This window comes from Flavihumibacter petaseus NBRC 106054 (assembly GCF_000974785.1).
GTDB lineage: Bacteria > Bacteroidota > Bacteroidia > Chitinophagales > Chitinophagaceae > Flavihumibacter > Flavihumibacter petaseus.
This window is the reverse complement of the sequence record NZ_BBWV01000002.1, coordinates 252394-272837: the sequence shown is the minus strand read 5'-3', so window position 1 is coordinate 272837 and position 20444 is coordinate 252394. Positions and strand designations below refer to the sequence as shown.

Below are 20444 nucleotides of genomic sequence, written 5' to 3'. Positions count from 1 at the left end.
TATACCAACATGGAAAAGACCAGGATCGCCACATTGCTATTGTTGCTGTTCGCCATCGCCGCCTGCAAGGAAAAAGAAAAAGGGTACGATGCTTCGGGTTCCTTCGAAACAACAGAAACGATCATCGCCGCTGAAGCCAATGGAAAACTACTGCAGTTTGCCATCGAAGAAGGCCAGCAACTCGATTCGGGAACCGTGATCGGTTATATCGACAGTACCCAGGTGCATCTCAGCAAAAGCCAGCTGGCACAAAATAAAAAAGCCATCCTCAGCGGCCGCCCGCAAACAGCTTTGCAGGTAGCAGCATTGCAGAAAGAACTGGTCAATGCCACGCTCGACCGCAACCGCGCAGAAAACCTCGTAAAAGGCGGTGTTGCCTCCCAGAAGCAACTGGATGATGCTAGCGCCAAAGTCGCCACCCTGCAGGCACAGATCCGCGCCCTGCAAAGCTCACTGCAAACCACCACGGCTTCCCTCACGGAACAGGGCAGCACTGTAGATGCACAGATCAGGGAAATCAATGATCAGTTGCGCAAATACACCATCACCAACCCGGTGAAGGGTACGGTGCTCACCAAATATGCCGAACCCCACGAAATGGCCATGGTTGGTAAACCGCTGTATAAGATCGCTGACCTTTCTACAATGATCCTCCGCGCCTATGTTACCGGCGACCAGCTTTCCCAGATTAAGATCGGTCAGCAAGTGACCGTCCGCACCGACGATGGCAAAGGCGGTTACCGGCAGACACAGGGGGAGATCACGTGGATCAACGACAAATCTGAATTCACCCCGAAAACCATTCAGACCAAAAATGAAAGAGCCAACCTCGTGTATGCCACCAAAATCAGCGTACCCAATGACGGCCTGCTGAAAATCGGCATGTACGGAGAAGTCATTTTCAAATAATCAGTCATGCCTGCGGTATCCCTGCAACATATCAGCAAGACCTACAACAAGGGAACGGTGAAAGCCGTCAACAGTGTCTCCTTTGACGTGAACAAGGGCGAACTCTTCGGACTGATCGGTCCCGACGGTGCAGGCAAGACTACCATTTTCCGGATCCTGACCACGGTACTGCTGCCCGACCAGGGGGAAGCAACCGTAGAAGGACTGGATGTGGTGAAGGACTTCAAAACCATCCGCAGGAAGGTCGGCTATATGCCCGGCAAGTTTTCCCTGTACCAGGATCTCACCGTTTCGGAGAACCTGACTTTTTTTGCTACGATATTCAAAACATCCATCAAGGAGAATTATGATTTGATCAAAGACATCTACGACCAGATCAAACCCTTCAGCGACCGTCCGGCCGGAAAACTCTCCGGCGGTATGAAACAGAAACTCGCCCTATGCTGCGCGCTGATTCATAAACCGGATGTACTGTTCCTCGACGAACCCACCACGGGTGTTGATGCCGTATCGCGGAAAGAATTCTGGGAGATGTTGCAGAGACTGAAACAACAGGGCATCAGCATTCTCGTTTCCACACCCTATATGGATGAAGCTTCTTTATGTGATCGCATCGCCCTCATCCAGAATGGCAATATCCTGTCGGTGGATACACCGCAAAATATCATCAGCAATTTTCCCGCACCGTTGTATGCCGCTAAGGCAAAAAACTTTTACCAGCTGCTGAAGGATTTCCGGTCAGACCCCGCGGTCGAAAGCTGTTATGCATTCGGTGAATACCTGCACCTCACGTTCAAAGATGCCGGCAACTGCGACCAGTTGATGCAGCAGTTGCGCGACAAATACCAGCCTGCTGAATTTGAGTATAAAAAGACCGTCCCCACGATCGAAGACAGTTTTATCCGCCTGATGCAACAAACAATACCATGAGCAATAAAGCCATCATCTGCCAGGACCTCACCAAACAGTTCGGCGCGTTCAAAGCCGTCGATCATATCAGCTTCGAGGTGGAGCAGGGCGAGATCTTTGGCTTTCTCGGCGCCAATGGTGCAGGAAAAACAACTGCCATGCGTATGCTCTGCGGACTCTCCTTCCCGACTTCCGGCAAGGCCACTGTGGCGGGATTTGATGTGTACCACCAGCAGGAAAAAATCAAGGCCAATATCGGCTACATGAGCCAGAAATTTTCCCTGTATGAAAACCTGACCGTCACCGAGAATATTGAATTCTACGGGGGAGTATACGGACTGTCCCGAACCGAAATCAAAAAACGGGGTGGCGACATGATCGATATGCTGGGACTTTCTCAATCAGCTAAAAAACTGGTGGGCGAATTGCCCCTCGGCTGGAAGCAGAAATTATCGTTTTCAGTGGCCATCTTTCACCGGCCGAAGATCGTGTTCCTGGATGAACCCACTGGCGGCGTCGACCCGTTGACACGGCGACAGTTCTGGGACCTGATCTACTCGGCAGCCGCCGATGGCATTACCGTATTTGTGACCACGCACTACATGGATGAAGCGGAATATTGCAACCGCATTTCCATCATGGTGGATGGTCGCGTGGAAGCACTGGATACGCCCACACAACTCAAGCACTCTTTCCAGGCGCAGACCATGGATGAAGTATTTTATCAACTGGCACGCCGTGCCCAAAGAACCGCGGACTGATCATGAAGCAACTGCTGGCATTTATCCGGAAAGAATTTCACCACGTGTTCAGGGACAAGCGCACCCTGCTGATCCTCTTCGGCCTGCCCGTGGTGCAGATCCTCCTCTTTGGCTTTGCCCTCAGCAGCGAAGTGAAGAATATCGGCATTGCCGTGCTGGACAATGCGCAGGACAACAACTCCCGGCAGCTGACCGACCGCCTGCAGACCAACAGCTATTTCCTGGTAAAACCCGCCATTCACAGCTATCCCGAAATAGAGGAGCGGTTCAAGAAAGGAGAAATCAAGTGTGCCCTGGTTTTTCCTGCAGACTTTTCCGCTGATATGGAACGCTCGGGCAAAGCCCAGGTGCAGGTGATTGCGGATGCCTCCGACCCCAATACGGCCACCATTGCGGTGAATTATATTTCGGGTATGGTCAACAGTTACCTGCAGCAAACGCGGCCCGCGCCGCACCTCAATTATCAGATTCTGCCCCAGTTGCGCCTGCTGTACAACGAAGAACAAAATGGCTCGCTGAATTTTGTACCGGGAGTGATTGCTCTCATCTTCATGATCGTCTGCACCGCACTGACCTCCGTATCCGTCGTAAGGGAAAAAGAAATGGGCACGATGGAGGTCCTGCTGGTATCCCCTTTCAGTCCCATTATGGTGCTGGTGGCCAAAGCCATCCCTTACCTGGTGCTGTCGATCATCAACTTCATCCTGATTATTTTGTTGTCGGTCTACCTGCTGGATGTTCAGGTGCGGGGAAATTTCCTGTTGCTCTTTGGTGAAAGTGTGCTCTTCATCATTACCTGTCTCGCACTGGGCCTGCTGATCTCCAACCTGACCAACTCGCAGCAAACAGCCATGCTGATTTCCATGATGGGCATGATGTTGCCGACGCTGCTGTTCACCGGATTCCTGTTCCCCATTGAGAATATGCCCATCCCCCTGCAGGTCATCTCCCGTATTGTGCCGTCACGGTACTACTATATCATCATCAAGGCCGTGATGCTGAAAGGGCTCGACTTCAGTTATATCTGGAAAGAGACCCTCGTGCTCGCGTGTATGTCGGTCGGACTGCTGGGAATTGCCCTGGCTAAATTCAAAACGCGGTTATCATGAAAAGGCTGGGATTTATACTGCAGAAGGAGTTCCGGCAGATTTTCCGGGACAGAACGATACTGGCGATGATGTTCATGCTGCCGATCATCCAGATGGTCATCCTGCCCCTGGCGGCCAATTTCGAAGTAAAGAACATCAACGTAGCATTTGTGGATCATGACCATAGCACCTATTCCCGGAGGCTGATGGACAAGATCGCGTCCAGCGGTTATTTCCGGATCGTGGGGTATGAACAGGGATATCGTGAGGCCTTGTACCTGGTGGAAAAGAATGAGGCCGATGTGATACTGGAGATTCCGCAGGGGTTTGAACGCAACCTGGTACGGGAAGGCAGCCAGCAGGTGAACATGACCGTGGATGCGATCAATGGTACGAAATCTTCCATTGGCGGTGGTTATCTTACCGCGGTACTGGGCGATTTCAATAGTTCATTGGATGTGATCACCCGGATGCCGCAAAATACCGCCGATCTGAAAGCGCCGCCGATTGAGGTGACCTGGTCCGACTGGTTCAACCCGCGGAAGGAATACAAGTACTATATGGTTCCCGGCATCCTGGTATTGCTGCTGACCATGATCGGGGGTTTTATTACAGCGCTGAATATTGTGAAGGAAAAAGAGATCGGCACCATCGAGCAGATCAATGTAACGCCGATCAAAAAATGGCAGTTTATCCTGGGCAAGCTGATCCCCTTCTGGATCGTAGGGATGATCGTGTTCACGGTCGGATTGACCGTGATGTACGTGGTGTATGGCATCTTTCCGAAGGGAAGCATTGCGGTGTTATACCTGTTTGGCGCAGTTTACCTGGTGGCATTGCTGGGATTCGGATTATTGATTTCCACTTTCAGCGACACCCAGTTGCAGGCGATGTTCGTGGCCTTCTTCTTCATGATGATCTTCACCCTGATGAGCGGGTTCTTCACCAGCATCGACAGCATGCCGCCGTGGGCGCGCCAGATCTCTGTGCTGACGCCGGTCACCCATTTCATTGCCGTGGTGCGGTTGATCGTGCTGAAAGGCAGCGGGCTGGAGCATGTACGCATGGAGCTCTATTACCTGATCGGATTTGCCCTGCTGCTAAATGGCCTGGCGATTTATAACTACCGGAAGACTTCCTGATTTGCTGGACTATTCTTCCACTTTCTCATACTCCAGTGTGCCGGTTTCGCTGCTGCTGATGATCCTTTTTTTGGCATCAAAATAGTCCACAGTGAATTTTATGGATACAATGCTGATAGAGATGGTAAGCTTTGTATTATCCTCCGACAATTTCCATTTCCCCTTTCTGCTTTTGTCTTCTTTGATACCATGGAAAACCCCATCTTCCATAAATACCTGGTAGGTGTCTTTTGGCGTGGTGACATTACCATTTTTGGTCTCTTTTACCAGCTTCCATTTACCAATAAGCTCTTTTGAGGTCTGCGCTTTGCTGCTACCTATCGCCAGGCAAAAAAACAGGGCGGTTAACAGTCCCTTCATAGTGTTTCTATTTAACACATGAAGATAAAACAGATCGTGGCATATTTCCCGCACTTCGCTATAGCATTTCCTGCACCCGGCCGGCTCTTTTCCTGCACTACAGCAGCGTATTCCTGGCCCTTACACAGCACTTTCATTGCACTTCCCTGGCACCACTCCTGTCCCTGCATTTCTTACCACATCCTGCCCTTAAACGTTGCAACCCTGTTTCCCTTAGTGGGAAGACCCTGCAATTTCCCCAAATTCATTCTCTATCAGTTCCAATGCTGCATTAATACGCGCAGCCTCCGGTACATTCTTTGCAGCTTGCTTTGGTTCTGCATAGGAATAAATCCTGTAGCGTTTTTTGGAAGCTACTTCCACCACCACCCCGCTACCATCAGCAAAATCCGGATAATCTTTAATGGAATGACTGTCCTGTAAAGTGGTAAGCTCCAGCGCGTTCAGTTCTCCGATAAATACTTGCCAACCGGATCGTGGCACACTCTGCCGATGTTGTATTCCAACCGGCCAGACCGAATCGCCATGTACACTTTCCTGGTAAGTCCAGTTAAATTGGTCAGCTTGCCATTCCGCTGACTGACTTTTCAAAACGAAGAGATTTGAGGTTTCGTAATCACCAGATTTATACCAGATCCTGATCTGCAATGAATCAAAGCCATTTTCAAGAGAGTGCAGGTTAAGGTATTGTTCCATTTGCGGTTTACGCCTGTAGTAGCCGTAAGGCAAACCGTGTTTTGATAACGGCACCTCGCTGATGGTCGTATTTTTGATCGCATTCAGAATTCTTTCTTCAAACAATTTCTTCTGCCTCTTGTTTTCAGACCTGCCGAAATCGTGATTGATCAGTTTCCAGTTGCCCAATTGAAGGCCACTATTAAGACCAACAAATGCAAAAGTTGTTTTGTACCGGCTGACTGGTCGGGTCCAGGTATTGACAATGACGTTCTCTTTTGAATAATAGAAAAAAGCATGGTACCAATAGTCGGCGCTATCTTTCCTGCCATCCATGTATCCCACTGGTCCGGGCACTACGAATTCAGGGTTATCAGTCTTAAATGCTTTAATGGCTTTGATGACATCTTCTTCCGGTAAATCGATTTCATAATCTTCCGAATAGGGATAACTCCCCGGAGCAAGGAAGCATCCACTAAGACAGGTTACAAGCACGGAGAAAAAAATGGTGATAAATCGTTTTACAGATCCGCAGCAGTCGGGGGACAAGCCTTTCAACATAAGGTTCATTTTCAGAACGATACTGCGAACATAAGCCTTTTCCGACCGGGGATCACCGGAACTTATTCCGTCTTACCCTTAAATGTCGCGTAGATGGCCATCGCATGACCGGACCCCAGCTGGAAATCCGCTTTCAGCCAATCCGTGATCTGGGTGGCCTTTACGGTTGCCTTGATTCCCGCTTTGTCGAGGAATCCTTTCTTCTTAGCTAGCTTTCTGAAATCGGCCGGTGATTTACCGGTTTTCAGTTTGATGTTGTCGATATAGGCCTGAAATGACATGACTTATGGATTGAGGTGAAGTATATTTCTGAAACTGGCATTCTGCAGGTGTTCTGCTGTTACAATCAGTATCGCAAACACTACCGGGAAAAGGAAGCCCCATCCCTGCGGTTGGTGCTGGTACATGATGGCGGTGGCGCTGCCCAGGTAGGCAATAAGGAGTAATACACCGGCAATGGTCGTTTTGGGAACGATATACAGGATCGTTATGACAAACAGGTAGATGCCCAGAAACCTGACGCTGGCATCTGGAAGGCCAAACTGTTTGGTGCCTTCAACTGACGTACTATGGCGGATGATTTTCATCGTGCTGTCAAACACGAGAAAAAGGCAGAGCAGGATTTTCAATATGCGGCCTGCCCACAAGGCTGTGGTTGAAACTGAACTGTCCATCTGGTAAGATTTTATGGTGATTAAATAGTGGTCATCGCTGTTCAGAAAAGTTGATCATCCAGTACACACCGAATTTGTCCTGGCACATGCCGAAGTAGGCGCCCCAGAAAGTCATGTTCATGGGCATCTCTACTTTCCCGCCTTCGGCAAGTTGTTCAAAGATCCTGTCCGCTTCAGCCCCGGTCTCCGCCTGGACATGAATGTGATAATTATTGCCGGTTACAATCTTCTGTCCCATGGACGACAGGGAGTCTGTTGCCATGATCACCACCCCTTCCCGGACGGCTAACGAGATGTGGACAAATCTCTGCTGGTCGTCAGCACTCAATTTTTCACTGCCCTGCATGTCCTTATACCGGCTGAAAATGGTAAACGATCCACCCAATACACGCTTGTAGAAGGTCATGGCTGCTTCAGCGTTGCCATCGAAATGCAGATAAGGATTTGTACTGATCATACCCAAAGTTATTGTCACTATTTCAATGTTATGGTGTGTGAATACGACATTCTGGGGTGGTTGATTGCGACAATTGTTCCGTTTACCTTTACCCTATGAAGACGATTTCGATCCTGGTATTGAACCATGCGGTACCGGCGGCAATAACGGATGCCCGGTATGCTTTTGAGAAAGTCAATGACTTCCTGAAGGCACGCAACCAGCCGCCCCGGTTCGTGGTACAATACATTGCCGATACCGAAGTGGTGCCCCTGCAGGGCGGCAGGATTTCCATTCATGTTGACAGCACGCTGGATCGATCCCCCAAAAGCGATCTCGTCATTATCCCTTCCCTGGCAGGGGATATGCTGGGCGCCACCTACGTGAACCGCGAATATGCCAATTGGATTGCACAACAATATAAGGGCGGTGCTGAAATCGCCAGCATGTGCACCGGGGCCTTTCTACTGGCCTTTTCCGGTTTGATGAAAGGTCGTCAATGTACCACGCACTGGCAATATGCCAACGAGTTTGCGTACCTCTACCCTACCGTAAACCTGGTGGATGAAAAAATGATTACCGACCAGAACGGCTTGTATTCCAGCGGCGGCAACAATGCCTGGTGGAATTTATTGTTGCACCTGATCGAGAAATTCACCAGCCGCGAAATGGCCATTCTTGCGGCCAAGTATTTCGTGGTGGATATCGATAAGGATATGCAGTCCCCCTTCATCGTGTTCAATGGGTTGAAAGACCATGACGACGAGGTGATCAAAAGCGCCCAGCAGTACATCGAGGCGAATTATGCAGAAAAGCTGACAGTGGATCAGCTGGCGGATAAATTCATTGTGACGCGACGGACCTTTGAAAGAAGGTTCAAAAAGGCGACACGGCATACCGTCAGTGAGTACATGCAACGCGTGAAGATAGAAGCCGCCAAAAAGCAACTGGAGATGGGAAGGAAGTCGATCTCCGAAATTATGCTGGAGGTGGGCTATGTTGACATCCAGGCGTTCAGGGAAGTATTTAAGCGTGTTACCGGAATTACGCCGGTGGAGTATAGAAGTAAATACAATAATGCTTCGGGTAATATGTAATGAACCTGTGCGACCCTTGTCAGGGTTCAGAGCAGGTAATGCACCAATACACATACCAGGTAGACCGGCAGACTAATTAGTCCATAATAGCCGCAATAATACTTTCTATCGGAGTACAATATATCTGAACCCGAATCATTCCATTTATCCCCTGCCAGTCTTTTAAACGCGTCCCTCTCCCTCAGTTGATCCAACCGTACACTTCTTGCAAACAGATATGCGCCAAACCCTGGAAGTACAGTGATGATCAACATGGCCAGGTTTTCCCAATTAGTCCATTTCTCAGGCACAAAAGTCATCCGCGCACAGAACACACTCCAGCAAATCCAGAAGGCTACCCAGATCCCAATACAAATTCTCAGAACTAGTCCGGTTTTGTGTGTTTCGCTATCTAAATAGTCAAGCGACATCCAATACAACTTTCCTGTTAGCAATAAAACAAGGATAAAAGCAACCAGGAACATTTGAAAGGTGCCGCTATTCTCCAGTAACGATCTGCCGACAGCTGGGATTTTACTGAAAATCATAATACCTATGAATAAGCACAAAGCAACTAACGCTCCAAACGCCAGATATTTAAAACAAAGTTTTTCAAAACTATGGTCGGTATCCTTAAAATTCTGCCAGACAGACATTAGTTACACGAATTTATATCGTGAAATTCCCCGAATAAGTTTTACAAAATCCTCATTAATGTATTCTGCCGCGTTGGCGAAATCCTTTTGAGTAAATAAATTGTAAAAATCTACAAATTGCCTGTTCACCTCCGTTTTGTAATCCTGAGCATTAGCCTGGAAAGTCAATATGAAGAATAAAATAGTTGATGCTGCTTTTTTCACACAATTGCTATTCCGATTTTATCCAAAAAATGATTGGGTTATTTGTTTTGAAGAAAGTAAGATGGAACATGTTTCATGAGAATTAAGGTTTAGTCTCTCCAAAATAATACTTCCGGAGCGTATTCCATAACCTGCATGATCCTTTCTATGGCAAATATGCTTACGAGTGGACAGGATTGCTCAGGTCAGGGGTCACCGTATCAGATCGGGAAAGTGTGACCACTATTCAACTTCATTGCTACTTCTGCTCAGCCATAAATCAACTACACTGCAACCCTGTTACCACGCCTTTGTCTATCCTTTGTTTATCCTTTGGTAACCCGATGGGCATCCAGGTTTTACCCGGATTCTACCTGGTTTTCATAGGGAAAACGGGTCAATTCCGGGTAAAACCCGGAGAATCAATGGGGTTTCACAAGCTTATCAACAGGGTTGCATCGGAGTTTATGTAGATTAAGATAAAAGTGCGTCCCTGGAAATGACTGAGCCCAAGTGTACAGGTATTTGAAGGTGCGGATGCCGCACAGATCACGGGCGTGCGCCCCTATTCCAGATACTGCCGTTCTTCGTTACAAACTTTTCCAGGTGTCCCTGTGCGACAAGTTCGTTCAGCCGGCTCTCGGCCTCGAACCGCGGCGTATCAGTCAGTTCAGAAAATTCCCTTGCGGTAAGGCTGGAGAAATGGGTAAACAGGGCAACTTCCTGCTGGTCATATCGGTTCGGTTTTGCAGCAGGATACACCTTCAATACAGCCTGTTCAAATACTGCATATGGTTTTGCGCCATTTACTTTAACCACCTCCCCTGCCGGGTTGCTGAAGAAGATCGTGGGAAAACCGCGCACCCCCATTGCCCTGGCGAGGTTCAGGTCATCCTGGAATAACTCATTAGCCTTTCCTGCAAAATCCTCCTTCAACTGAACTGCATCCAGTCCAACTATCACCGCCGCCATGGATAGATGCTCCCAGCGGGTGATATTCTTTTTGCGCAAGAAAACCATTTCCCTGATCTCCCGAAGCCATTGCACTGCCTTGAATGGATCCTGCAATTGTGCGGCCTTGAAGGCAATCGACGGCGGAAAGGAGGAGGGCAACGGATCTTCCAGCCATACATCTCCATCAATAGGCATATCGTAATAATTGCTCACTTCATCCCAATGGCCGGCAACATCCGAAGGTTTACTGATCCCGCCGCTGTTGTACCGCCAGTCAGGCAGCAGGCCGCCCATCCTGTACTCAATTTCCAGGCAGTGGCCAAACGCAAGTTTCAGTTTACGCAGGGGCGCTTCAATACCCCAGCAGGAGGAACAGATCGGATCTGTGAAATACAGGAGCTTCAGGGGCTTCGTCACGGATTGCTTCGTTTTGGAAACGGAAGACATTACAGGGATAGCAGACGAGGTTGCCGGCAGTTCACAGATTCCGCTGCCGGGATCACACAACACAGGATGTTTCTTGTCCATATTGCTGGGTACTATTGGTTAACTTCGCAAAATTCACCAACGGTAACCAGCTGCACAATAAGTCACATTTTTATGACTACCCCAAACAATACAGACGCCGGGGAAACCTGTCCGGCGCAACAGGCACTGAAATTATTGTCCGGCAAATGGAAACCACAAATTCTTCGTTTGGCGGAAAAAGCACCACTGCGGTTCAACAGCCTGCTGCGTCAGCTGGAGGGAACCAATAAACAGGCGCTGTCGGTTGCGCTGAGGGAAATGGAATCAGCGGAACTTCTCCAAAAAACGGTGATACAGCAGAAGCCCTTACACATTGAATATCACCTTACGGAGAAAGGGATGGCTATGATCCCGGTTTTGCGGCAACTGGAAAAACTGACTTAAGCTCCTACCGCTTCCGCATATCCGAAGGCGGGGAATGAGTGCAACAACGCTAACACTTTCACCGCGTGGAAGGATTTCAGAAGGTGCTCCCCGGCTTTGTTTCATCATAATACAAACAACACGATTTCGTCGCCATCAACAATCTGCTCGCCATATATTTCTTCCTCAGTTTCCTCATTAAAATCAACTACCTCTTTCATTATCGAGCTGTATTTCACTTTTACAGAATTTCCTGCAAGAAAAACCGTACCACTGCCATTCATCTGAAACTCACCGGCATCGGGAATATCCAGCTTATCAATAATGTAAAACTCCAGATCTTCGAAATTATCTGCCCTGGCTTCATCGCTATTCTGAAAAGTGACAAAAGCTTCATCATTACCGCTTTCCCAACTAAAACTCAGCTCCCCTTCTTCCTTTAAGACTTCTCCAATCCAGGGTTTCAGCTGTGCTTCAGCGGCCGCTATCCTTGCCTGGCGCTCCTTCTCCCACCTGGATAAATAGCCGTTACTGACCGGAACTTTCCCATTTGCCTGCTGCTGTCGCTGTCCGAAGATGAACTTAATTACACTACTGATTAATCCCATTATCGATCTGTTTTAGTTGATTTACATCCGGTGTATACTGCCAACGTTCCTTCAATTTCACATATTGCAGCAGTTCATTCACATTGGCTTCCTCCAAATAGTTAACAAGTTCCAACGCATACTCCAGGCCCAGCAATTCCTTTACCAGAAAAATACCAAAATTACTGTGGGTGATAATCAGTGTTGATTTAAGGCCAGAAAGGAACATTGGCCTGAGTATGAATTCTTTCAATTGGCTATCCGACGGATTAATCGGTCTGATATGATCCAGCACACGGCCATCAACATACCTGAACCAATTATTCAGGGTGGGAACTACACCCATCAGGTCTTCCTTGCAGTGTTCAGCCGCGATATCACGAACGAGGATTGTCTGGTTGTCGGAATTGACAACCAGTTCTCCAAACTTCTGAATACAAATATCGATACCATAGGTATGATGCAGCAGTATCCTGTGTTTGAAATCAAAGTAAAACAACTTGCTGGTGTCAATAAATTTGTGAATATGCAGGTAGTCATCAGCCGAACCACCAAATTTCTTCTTCGACAACAAGCTGTGCTTCCAGTAATTCATAATCCTGTTCTCATTTTGCGTAACGGTCCGCAATGAAGATATCTATTGCCTGTTAAACAGAAAAGCGCGCCACTATCTAACTTCAACAGAACATTATCCAGGTATATTCGGGCAGAATCCGTTGGTTGGAGGACGATAGGCGAAGCCTGCCGGAAGTCTTCGAAACTGGTTAACCGGATCATTCCCATGGTGCAAACCCATCGGCCGGCCGAGAATTGCTGACCGAAACAATCCCCGCTCTTTAACCTGAAAGTACCATCCGCCTGCAACACCAATTCCGATTTATCCCAAATGGTGAATGAAGCGTGCCACGTTCCGAAATACCGGCTTTCCGGGCGGATAGTGTCTGCAAGCAGTAACAATGGCTGAGAAATTTCATTGTCTTGCCTGGAACCACAGCTTGCCAGCAACAACAGGGAGCAAAGCCATGTCCTGTTACTTCTTCGTAAGCAATTCAGCATTTTCCACATTAACTACAAAATAAGCATTGGGGCTATTCACAAGCTTAATGACAATCAAAAATGGACGATTAATAATCATTTTCTAGGGATGCCTGACAACCGGTACTTGACTTGCTGAATCCACTGCTGCTATCACGGCTTCGCTTTCTATTACAGCGCCATTGAGGCAAACACCTCGGATTCCGAGGTCAAACCGTGACATCTAACCTCGTCCCAAACTTCTTTTCCGGATCAGGCGGATTTCTAATTTTTCTGAAGTTCTTTTAAATATGGATTTCAGCGCCAATGGCTGCTGCATTACCTGTTGTAATAAAACTCTGCCGCCACATAGTCTTTTCCTTTGACCTTCATGGTAAGCGGATAGCCGGCAGCGTTATAGGTCCAGCTATACTCCACCACTTCGCCATACAACTCCGCCTTTACAGGATTATTAATTGATCTCGTGGCATAAGGGAAGCCCCATGTCCCGAATATGTAGTTGAGACGGGGAATATCATGGAAATAATTCTTCTGCTGGTCAAACTCCAGTATTCTCCAATCTACCTGCGGGTCTCCAATTCCGGGTATTGTCGTTTGCTCCGTCTCATTTCCGGCTGCATCATGCGAAAAAACTTTTCTTTGCAAACTCTGCATCGGGGGCGTCACTAAATGCAGGTAGGTTGAACTTTCCAGCAATTTGTCACCCTGCCATTGGTAAGTGACAAGGGTAGTATCCGTAACAGCGGCGGTAACGGGACGGGTAAAGTCAACAACAATAGTATTTCCGCCATTGCTGAGGGATACCGGGTTTTCAAGGGTATCAGGCACCTCATTGATATAGGTAATCAGGGCAGTCATGTTATCGCCCGTATAGAGCATTTTCTGAAGCGGCCAGGTCGTGCTTAGATTGATCACGGCGGTGAGATGCGCTTCAGCATCGTAAGTGTAAGCTGTTGAGTCAGTTTTAAGTGACCCTCCGATTTCGCGGCGGGTAATCTTTTTTACGAGCTGGAGCGGGGTATTGTCGGGTTCCGGTACCGGGTCGTCATCGTGGCTGCAGGAAGTCAAGGCAAGAAAGAACATCATGCCAACGGCAAGGTGTAAGCGCGTCATGAGATAAGGTTTTAGACACCAAACTACTCTTTTTTTAGAGATCCGGATGATAATCTAAATGAAAATGCCCGCATTAAACTTTTGTTCAATGCGGGCATCTATTCCTGTACCCGGGACGGGAGTTGAACCCGTACGACCTTTGCAGATCACAGGATTTTAAGTCCGGCGTGTCTACCAGTTCCACCACCCGGGTGTCCTGTTGCCAAATGTCTGGCAAAAAAAAATTCCAAACAAAGTTTGGAATTTCCTGGAGCGGAAGACCGGGCTCGAACCGGCCACCCCGACCTTGGCAAGGTCGTGCTCTACCAAATGAGCTACTTCCGCATTTATCACACCGCTACCTGGGTACCGGTGCTTTATAAAGAACTGTTTTTCAATTGGGATGGCAAAGATAAGGAGTTTCCGTTTCCTGCCAAATTTCCAGGCCCCTTTTTTCTAATTATTTATAGCTCGGGGTATACTGCGTATTGCCGGGAACATTCACCTTCGGATGCCCCTTATACTTGTGCGTATACAAGCCATAGCAACCACCCAGTACAAAAGCAAGAATACAGAAAACCTGGAGGTAAAACAGGAAAGTTGAAGAATTCACCCAGCTGTACTTGAAATCCTTCTCGGCCGGATTGTCCCACTCCTGTGCATGTGAATGTGTATGCTCGTGCGCCATAGTTTTGTTAATTGCCCTGCAAAAATAGGGTTCAACCTACAATTTCCGAAAATTGTTTCTTCCCTTTTATAAAATGTTGCCAGATCACACTCCCGTGATACCATCCATGAACTTTTCCTTTCCTGCTGACCGGAAAAACTGATTGCTTTCTCCTGATCAGGATCCATCCGATCACGCCGATATGTGCTTCCAGGATCGCTTTAAAATATATGCCCTGCCCATGAAACAAACTCCGCCATGCCGATACCGCATCCAGGGCAAAGCGAAACGGTAATTTCCACGCCACTTCATACCACGGCAGATTTTTCGCCAGCATGATCAGGTTGTTCCGGAAATTCAGGAATACCTTCCACTCATTGCCCTTCGGCAAGGTTCCGCCGCCCACATGATACACCAGTGATTTTGGAAATACCATCACTTCAAATCCCGCCAGCTGCAACCGCCAGCAGAAATCAATCTCCTCCTGGTGCGCAAAGAAAAACTCATCCAGTCCGCCGAGCCGACGATACAATTCCGCCCGCACCAGCAACGCCGCACCACTTGCCCAGAATACTTTTATCGCATCATCATACTGCCCGTGATCCAGCTCACAATAATCGAATACCCTGCCGCGGGCAAAGGGATAACCTAAACTATCCAGCCAACCACCAGCAGCGCCTGCGTATTCAAAGGAAGCTTTATCCGCCCACAAATGCATTTTCGGTTGACAGGCACCGAGAGACGGATTGCTGTCCATCCCTTCCAGCAAAGGCTCCAACCAGCCCGGTGTCACTTCCACATCGGAATTGAGCAACAGGTAGAACTCTGCCTCCACCAGTTTCAGTGCTTCATTGTATCCTTTCGCGAAGCCGTAATTTTTATCCAGTTGAATAACCCGTACTTCCGGGTGATGCGCCTGCAACCACTGCACGGAATCGTCCGATGAGGCATTGTCCGCCACAATAATGGAAGCATGCGGATGACTATGGCGGATAACAGTGGGCAGAAAATTTTCCAGGTGGCGGCGGCCGTTCCAGTTAAGGATTACTATGGCGATACGGGGCGTCAAAAGGGGTATATGGAATTTAGTGGGCAAAAATACAGGAACCGATCTATACGAATAGCTAAATTAGTCCGATGATAGGCTTTCTTTCCAACTGGCGGGTATGGCTGGCCGTCGTGGCGATCAGTATCGTAACGGGCACCATTTTCTATTCGCGTTACCTTGCCCGTAAGATCGCCCTCGAAGAACGCAACAAGGTGGAACTCTGGGTCAGCGCCAGCAAAGCCATCTTCGACAACCCGGATGTACCCCTTACGCTGCCCAATATGATCCGGAACGACCAGACCTCCATCCCCATCATCGAAACGAATGAACGCGACAGCATCGTCAGCTATGTGAACATCGATTCCGCACAGGCCCTGAACAATCCTGATTACCTGCCCCGCAAGCTCCGCGAATTCAAACGGGCCAATGAGCCCTTTGTGCTGGTGCTCAGTGATACCCCCTATCTCGCCAACCGCTATTACTACGGCAATACGCGGCTGCTCAATGAGGTGCAGTATTACCCCATCGTTCAGCTCGTGATCGTTGGCCTCCTCCTGCTGTTGCTGCTGCTGCTGCTGACCACGCAACACCGCTCCACACAGAACCAGCTCTGGGCCGGGATGGCCAAGGAAACCGCACACCAGCTGGGCACACCACTGAGCTCATTGCAGGGTTGGGTAGAAATGCTCAAGGAGTCGGGACAGGAAAACAATATCACGCGGGAGCTGGAAAAGGATGTGGATCGCCTGAAACTGGTAAGCGACCGCTTCAGCAAGATCGGCAGCACGCCGCACCTGGAAACAGCCGACCTGGTGGCGCAAGTGGAAGCCATGGTGGACTATATTAAGCGCCGTGCACCCAGCCGCGTAAAGTTCGACCTGCAAGCACCAGCAGCCGGGTCGCTGATTCTTCCCCTCTCCCCTACACTGTTCGACTGGGTAATGGAAAACCTGCTGAAGAATGCCCTCGATGCCATGGATGGCGCGGGTACGATCCAGATTGATATTAAACAAAGCCACCATAACATCCAGATCGATGTGACCGATACCGGGAAAGGGATCCAGTCCGCGAACCTTGCAAGGGTATTTCAGCCGGGATTTACCACCAAGAAAAGAGGCTGGGGACTGGGACTATCCCTATCCAAACGCATCATCGAACAGTACCATGGCGGCGAACTGTTTGTAAAACATTCTGAACCGGGCAAGGGCACAACTTTCAGGATAGTGTTGCCCACGGCGTCCGCTTAACTTTCCTCCTTACTGCTGAGATAAATCATAAAAACACCAAAGGCAAGGAAAGCTGCAGCCGAATACAGGTTGATCTTTTCTGCCATTCCTGACAGCAATTCATTGGCGAAAAGGATCACCGCGGTGATGGCAAAAAAGGCGCCGATCACAAAACTGAGTTGATTGAATTTTTTCAGCATCCCTTTCGATTTAGAAGAAAATAATATTCAGGATAATCGTAATCAGCAGCAGCAACAGGGCAACCGGTGTCACCCGCTTATACCAGGGGCCACCATGGTCCACCTGCTTTTCGGTGAGAGAATACACTAACCCTTTCAGTTCTTCATCGGACTTCGGTTTCGTGACAAGGCTCACCAGGATGGTGGTGAAAAAGTTTACGATCCAACTCACCAGCGCCACGATAAAGGCCTGGCCCATGCCGCTTTTGATTTCGTATAACGGTGCTATCCAACCGCCTTTCCCTTCTGCCATCGTGAGTCCGTGCGTCAACGCTGCACCCACCGTACCGGCGAGCAATCCCCAGAAAGCCCCATGGGCAGTGGTTCGTTTCCAGAACATGCCTAGCAGGAAAGTAGCAAAGAGCGGCCCGTTCACAAACCCGAACACCAGCTGCAGGAAGTCATTGATATTATTGAAGCCTTTGGCGATATAGGCGGTCATTACTGAGATCAGGATGCCCACCACCGTCACGCATTTTCCCACGATGAGGTAATGGCGGTCCGATTTATTCTTTACAAAATAGGGTTGGTAGATGTCGAAAGTAAATACCGCATTGAATGCCGTCACGTTCCCCGCCATGCCGCTCATGAAGGAGGCCATCAGGGCGGTAATGCCCACGCCCAGCAACCCGCTGGGATAGTAGTGGGCAATCAGGGAAGGCAGCGTCATGGTATAGTTCAGTTGTCCCGATTCATCCACCGGTATTTTATAACCATTGGCCAATGCAGGCTGCATCAGGGCGATCGCTACGATTCCCGGCAAAACCACGATCAGGGGCATCAGCATTTTCGGAACTGCGGCAACGATCGGGGTAAGCCGCGCTTCCCGCATATTCTTGGCGATCATCGCCCTTTGTATGACGAGGAAGTCTGTGCACCAGTACCCGAAGGACATAACGAAGCCCAATCCAAAGATGAGCGACATAAAATGCAGTCCGAGTGGGTTGGCATCCTTATCGCCCATGTATTTCCAGGCGTGCGTCATATTGGGCGCGAGATTGGCTTTTACGGCTGCCCATCCGCCGGCATCCTGCAGGGCTACAATCACCAGTGGGGAAAAGCCCAGCACAATCAGGAAAAATTGCAGCACTTCGTTGTACACTGCACTGGTGAGGCCGCCCATGAAGATGTAGACCATCACAATACACGCGGCGATCCAGATGGAGATATCAAAATTCCATTTGAGGATGATCTCCAGCATTTTCGCCAGTGCGTACAACGAGATGCCGGAAGAAAAAACGGTCATCACGGCAAAGGAAATCGCATTCAGTCCCCTTGTTTTTTCATCGAAGCGCAGCTTCAGGTATTCGGGAACACTTCTTGCCCTGCTGCCATAGTAAAAGGGCATCATATATACGCCCAGGAAGATCATGGCAAAGATGGCGCCCACCCAGTAAAAGTGGACCGTGACGATGCCGTATTTCGCACCGGAGGCTACCATGCCGATCACCTCCTGTGCGCCGAGGTTAGCCGAAATAAAGGCGAGACTGGTGATCCACAGCGGGATGGTGCGGCTGCTGGCCAGGAAATCATTACTGGATTTGATTTTTCTCTTAATTACAAAGCCTACCCCGATAACAAAAAGAAAATAAAGGATGATGATGCAGTAATCAGCCATTTTCAGGTCCATAACAATCGTTGTATCGCTAATATATCCAATTAAAGTAGTATTTTAGGTCAGATAGTAAGCTATAAAAACGATTGTTATGTCTGCACCTCAGCACCACCAGTTCTCAGAAAAAGAGATCAATCCTTTAGAAAGTCTGGATCAATGGGAGGAAGCCGTACTGGAAAGATATCCTGTTGCCGGCGAGCCTGCCAAAACCAAAGAGGAGTTCCGGAATTATGAAGAACCCGGCCGCGATACGGTGCGGGAATTCTACCGGCTCAATCATACCTACCAGACGCATGCCTTTGTAAAAGAGAAGCAAGCGGAATATTTGAAGTTTGATAAAAAACAGATGCCGGTTTGGGAGGCATTCCAGTTCCTGAACCAGCTGGTGGATGATTCAGATCCGGATACGGACCTGGACCAGTTCCAGCACCTGTTGCAGACTTCGGAAGCGATCAGGGCTGATGGACATCCGGACTGGATGGTATTGGTTGGCCTGATGCATGATATGGGCAAGGTATTGTGCCTTTTTGGTGAGCCGCAGTGGGCAGTGGTAGGCGATACATTTCCTGTTGGCTGTGCCTATTCCAATAAAGTTGTTTATCCAGAATACTTCGCCAATAACCCGGATTACACCGATGAAAAGTTCAATACGCCGCTCGGTGTATATGAAAAGGGGTGCGGGCTGAGAAATGTGGACATGTCCTGGGGGCATGATGAATATGTGTACCAGATGCTGAAGGGGCATATCCCGGAAGAGGGATTGTATATGCTGCGGTATCATTCCTTTTATGCCTGGCATCGCGAAGGCGAGTATGAGTATTTGCTGGATGATCATGACCGCAAAATGTTGCCCTGGGTGAAGTTGTTTAATCCATATGATTTGTATTCCAAGAACCCGGTTCCGCCAAACTGGGCGGAGTTGAAGCCATATTACGAGGCCCTTGTGGCCAAATACCTACCGGATACCATCAGGTTTTAATTATTATTGAAAGGGCTGAAAATCAACTGTTTTCAGCCCTTTCAATTTTTACTTGGCAGTAATTCCTAAATTCTTACATTTGCATCCGCTTTAAGCAGGCGCCCAGGTGTTGAAACTGGTAGACAAGCCACCTTGAGGTGGTGGTGCTGGAAACGGCGTGCTGGTTCGAATCCAGTCCTGGGCACAAAGGCCCCGACGATAAGTCGGGGTTTTTTATTTGGCAGCGTTGAAAGCCGCGGGCGCGATAGCGACGCGGGGGCCTTTGGGTAGGCCCCTCGCAGGAGTACCTGGATCAATGGTACATTAATCCAGTCCCCTACAACTCACTTTCAAACCGAACCAATACCACTACCCCGTCACCCTCAATCTTTGAATCAGTCCGTCTTCAATATCAAAATGAAACTGCAGCACTAACGGACTTCCCTCAAACTTTCCTGAACACTTTGCAGACAAAATGCTGGTACTACCATCGTGCGTTATGGAAAGAGGCTCCATGACAGATTGATACTTTTTATTTGAATCATCGATCCAAACTTCGATTGCTTTCCTTCCGGAATGCGTTTTCCCCTCATCAAACACTTCGGCTGTTTCTGAGAAACAGTTCGCATAAGCTACACTGTTAAATTCGTTCTGTGCTGTCACGAGGTCAGCTAATACTTTAGGTAAGTTCATGATTGTTTA

At 48.7% G+C, this 20444-nt stretch carries 24 protein-coding genes and 3 tRNA genes; 10 read left to right on the top strand and 17 right to left on the bottom strand.

Features of this window, described 5'->3' with window-relative positions; genetic code table 11:
• Nucleotides 1-9: 9 nt before the first annotated feature.
• From FPE01S_RS11015 to FPE01S_RS10995, 5 genes are read left to right on the top strand one after another with little or no spacing between them, the layout of a single operon-like run.
• A complete protein-coding gene (locus tag FPE01S_RS11015; protein ID WP_046369064.1) occupies nt 10-909 on the top strand; it encodes an HlyD family secretion protein in 900 nt (299 codons plus the stop codon).
• A gap of 6 nt (nt 910-915) precedes the next feature.
• Nucleotides 916-1839, top strand: coding sequence for an ABC transporter ATP-binding protein (locus FPE01S_RS11010; RefSeq protein WP_046369063.1), 924 nt, complete (start codon nt 916-918; stop codon nt 1837-1839).
• Nucleotides 1836-2579: an ABC transporter ATP-binding protein gene (locus FPE01S_RS11005; RefSeq protein ID WP_083990234.1), complete on the top strand. Its 744-nt coding sequence runs from the start codon at nt 1836-1838 to the stop codon at nt 2577-2579. The genes FPE01S_RS11010 and FPE01S_RS11005 overlap by 4 nt, the downstream gene beginning before the upstream one ends.
• Nucleotides 2580-2581: 2 nt before the next feature.
• Nucleotides 2582-3688: an ABC transporter permease gene (locus FPE01S_RS11000; RefSeq protein ID WP_046369062.1), complete on the top strand. Its 1107-nt coding sequence runs from the start codon at nt 2582-2584 to the stop codon at nt 3686-3688.
• Nucleotides 3685-4809, top strand: coding sequence for an ABC transporter permease (locus FPE01S_RS10995; protein ID WP_046369061.1), 1125 nt, complete (start codon nt 3685-3687; stop codon nt 4807-4809). The genes FPE01S_RS11000 and FPE01S_RS10995 overlap by 4 nt, the downstream gene beginning before the upstream one ends.
• A gap of 9 nt (nt 4810-4818) precedes the next feature.
• On the opposite strand, the gene FPE01S_RS10990 is transcribed toward FPE01S_RS10995, so the two are convergent.
• The 5 genes from FPE01S_RS10990 to FPE01S_RS10970 all read right to left on the bottom strand — a co-directional run bounded on the left by FPE01S_RS10990 (nt 4819) and on the right by FPE01S_RS10970 (nt 7536).
• Nucleotides 4819-5169: a lipocalin-like domain-containing protein gene (locus FPE01S_RS10990; RefSeq protein ID WP_046369060.1), complete on the bottom strand. Its 351-nt coding sequence runs from the start codon at nt 5167-5169 to the stop codon at nt 4819-4821.
• A gap of 213 nt (nt 5170-5382) precedes the next feature.
• The gene (locus FPE01S_RS10985; protein WP_046369059.1) at nt 5383-6405 is read right to left on the bottom strand and encodes a hypothetical protein; all 1023 of its coding nucleotides are present in this window, start codon (nt 6403-6405) and stop codon (nt 5383-5385) included.
• Nucleotides 6406-6467: 62 nt separating this feature from the next.
• Entirely contained in the window at nt 6468-6686 is a 219-nt protein-coding gene (locus FPE01S_RS10980) for a DUF4287 domain-containing protein (RefSeq protein WP_046369058.1), read from the bottom strand.
• A gap of 3 nt (nt 6687-6689) precedes the next feature.
• The gene (locus FPE01S_RS10975) at nt 6690-7079 is read right to left on the bottom strand and encodes a DoxX family protein (protein ID WP_046369057.1); all 390 of its coding nucleotides are present in this window, start codon (nt 7077-7079) and stop codon (nt 6690-6692) included.
• A 31-nt stretch (nt 7080-7110) separates the two neighbouring features.
• The gene (locus tag FPE01S_RS10970) at nt 7111-7536 is read right to left on the bottom strand and encodes a VOC family protein (RefSeq protein ID WP_046369056.1); all 426 of its coding nucleotides are present in this window, start codon (nt 7534-7536) and stop codon (nt 7111-7113) included.
• Between the two features lie 95 nt (nt 7537-7631).
• On the opposite strand from FPE01S_RS10970, the gene FPE01S_RS10965 reads away from it, so the two are divergent.
• A complete protein-coding gene (locus tag FPE01S_RS10965; RefSeq protein ID WP_046369055.1) occupies nt 7632-8612 on the top strand; it encodes a GlxA family transcriptional regulator in 981 nt (326 codons plus the stop codon).
• Nucleotides 8613-8638: 26 nt separating this feature from the next.
• Here FPE01S_RS10965 and FPE01S_RS10960 read toward each other — a convergent pair whose 3' ends face one another.
• Both FPE01S_RS10960 and FPE01S_RS10950 read right to left on the bottom strand, forming a co-directional pair.
• Complete coding sequence (locus FPE01S_RS10960; protein WP_046369054.1) at nt 8639-9247, bottom strand: hypothetical protein; 609 nt, start codon at nt 9245-9247, stop codon at nt 8639-8641.
• Nucleotides 9248-9979: 732 nt separating this feature from the next.
• Entirely contained in the window at nt 9980-10912 is a 933-nt protein-coding gene (locus FPE01S_RS10950) for a DsbA family protein (protein WP_046369052.1), read from the bottom strand.
• 72 nt (nt 10913-10984) lie between these two features.
• On the opposite strand from FPE01S_RS10950, the gene FPE01S_RS10945 reads away from it, so the two are divergent.
• Nucleotides 10985-11296, top strand: coding sequence for a winged helix-turn-helix transcriptional regulator (locus FPE01S_RS10945; RefSeq protein ID WP_046369051.1), 312 nt, complete (start codon nt 10985-10987; stop codon nt 11294-11296).
• A 104-nt stretch (nt 11297-11400) separates the two neighbouring features.
• On the opposite strand, the gene FPE01S_RS10940 is transcribed toward FPE01S_RS10945, so the two are convergent.
• The 7 genes from FPE01S_RS10940 to FPE01S_RS10905 form a co-directional block, all read right to left on the bottom strand.
• Nucleotides 11401-11883 (bottom strand): hypothetical protein, encoded by a 483-nt coding sequence (locus FPE01S_RS10940; RefSeq protein ID WP_046369050.1) that lies wholly within the window; start codon nt 11881-11883, stop codon nt 11401-11403.
• Entirely contained in the window at nt 11867-12457 is a 591-nt protein-coding gene (locus tag FPE01S_RS24850; RefSeq protein ID WP_052955713.1) for a DUF6915 family protein, read from the bottom strand. Before FPE01S_RS24850 ends, FPE01S_RS10940 begins: the two co-directional genes overlap by 17 nt.
• A gap of 758 nt (nt 12458-13215) precedes the next feature.
• The gene (locus FPE01S_RS10925; RefSeq protein ID WP_046369048.1) at nt 13216-14010 is read right to left on the bottom strand and encodes a hypothetical protein; all 795 of its coding nucleotides are present in this window, start codon (nt 14008-14010) and stop codon (nt 13216-13218) included.
• 107 nt (nt 14011-14117) lie between these two features.
• Nucleotides 14118-14203: transfer RNA gene (locus FPE01S_RS10920), tRNA-Leu, on the bottom strand.
• Nucleotides 14204-14258: 55 nt separating this feature from the next.
• Nucleotides 14259-14334: transfer RNA gene (locus tag FPE01S_RS10915), tRNA-Gly, on the bottom strand.
• Nucleotides 14335-14449: 115 nt separating this feature from the next.
• Nucleotides 14450-14677, bottom strand: coding sequence for a hypothetical protein (locus FPE01S_RS10910; RefSeq protein WP_046369047.1), 228 nt, complete (start codon nt 14675-14677; stop codon nt 14450-14452).
• A 31-nt stretch (nt 14678-14708) separates the two neighbouring features.
• Nucleotides 14709-15725, bottom strand: a complete 1017-nt coding sequence (locus FPE01S_RS10905) for a glycosyltransferase family 2 protein (RefSeq protein WP_046369046.1) — start codon at nt 15723-15725, stop codon at nt 14709-14711.
• A gap of 68 nt (nt 15726-15793) precedes the next feature.
• Here FPE01S_RS10905 and FPE01S_RS10900 point away from each other — a divergent pair, with 68 nt between their 5' ends.
• Complete coding sequence (locus FPE01S_RS10900) at nt 15794-16951, top strand: sensor histidine kinase (RefSeq protein WP_046369045.1); 1158 nt, start codon at nt 15794-15796, stop codon at nt 16949-16951.
• On the opposite strand, the gene FPE01S_RS10895 is transcribed toward FPE01S_RS10900, so the two are convergent.
• Together FPE01S_RS10895 and FPE01S_RS10890 are read right to left on the bottom strand one after the other, a co-directional pair.
• Nucleotides 16948-17130, bottom strand: coding sequence for a hypothetical protein (locus tag FPE01S_RS10895; RefSeq protein WP_046369044.1), 183 nt, complete (start codon nt 17128-17130; stop codon nt 16948-16950). The genes FPE01S_RS10900 and FPE01S_RS10895 overlap by 4 nt on opposite strands.
• A 10-nt stretch (nt 17131-17140) precedes the next feature.
• Nucleotides 17141-18799 (bottom strand): sodium:solute symporter family protein, encoded by a 1659-nt coding sequence (locus FPE01S_RS10890; protein ID WP_046369043.1) that lies wholly within the window; start codon nt 18797-18799, stop codon nt 17141-17143.
• Between the two features lie 76 nt (nt 18800-18875).
• Here FPE01S_RS10890 and FPE01S_RS10885 point away from each other — a divergent pair, with 76 nt between their 5' ends.
• Together FPE01S_RS10885 and FPE01S_RS10880 are read left to right on the top strand one after the other, a co-directional pair.
• Entirely contained in the window at nt 18876-19763 is an 888-nt protein-coding gene (locus FPE01S_RS10885; RefSeq protein WP_046369042.1) for an inositol oxygenase family protein, read from the top strand.
• Nucleotides 19764-19863: 100 nt separating this feature from the next.
• Nucleotides 19864-19947, top strand: a tRNA-Leu gene (locus FPE01S_RS10880).
• A gap of 164 nt (nt 19948-20111) precedes the next feature.
• Here the strand turns inward: FPE01S_RS10880 and FPE01S_RS10875 are convergent.
• Nucleotides 20112-20435, bottom strand: coding sequence for a nuclear transport factor 2-like protein (locus FPE01S_RS10875; RefSeq protein ID WP_046369041.1), 324 nt, complete (start codon nt 20433-20435; stop codon nt 20112-20114).
• Between the last annotated feature and the right edge of the window lie 9 nt (nt 20436-20444).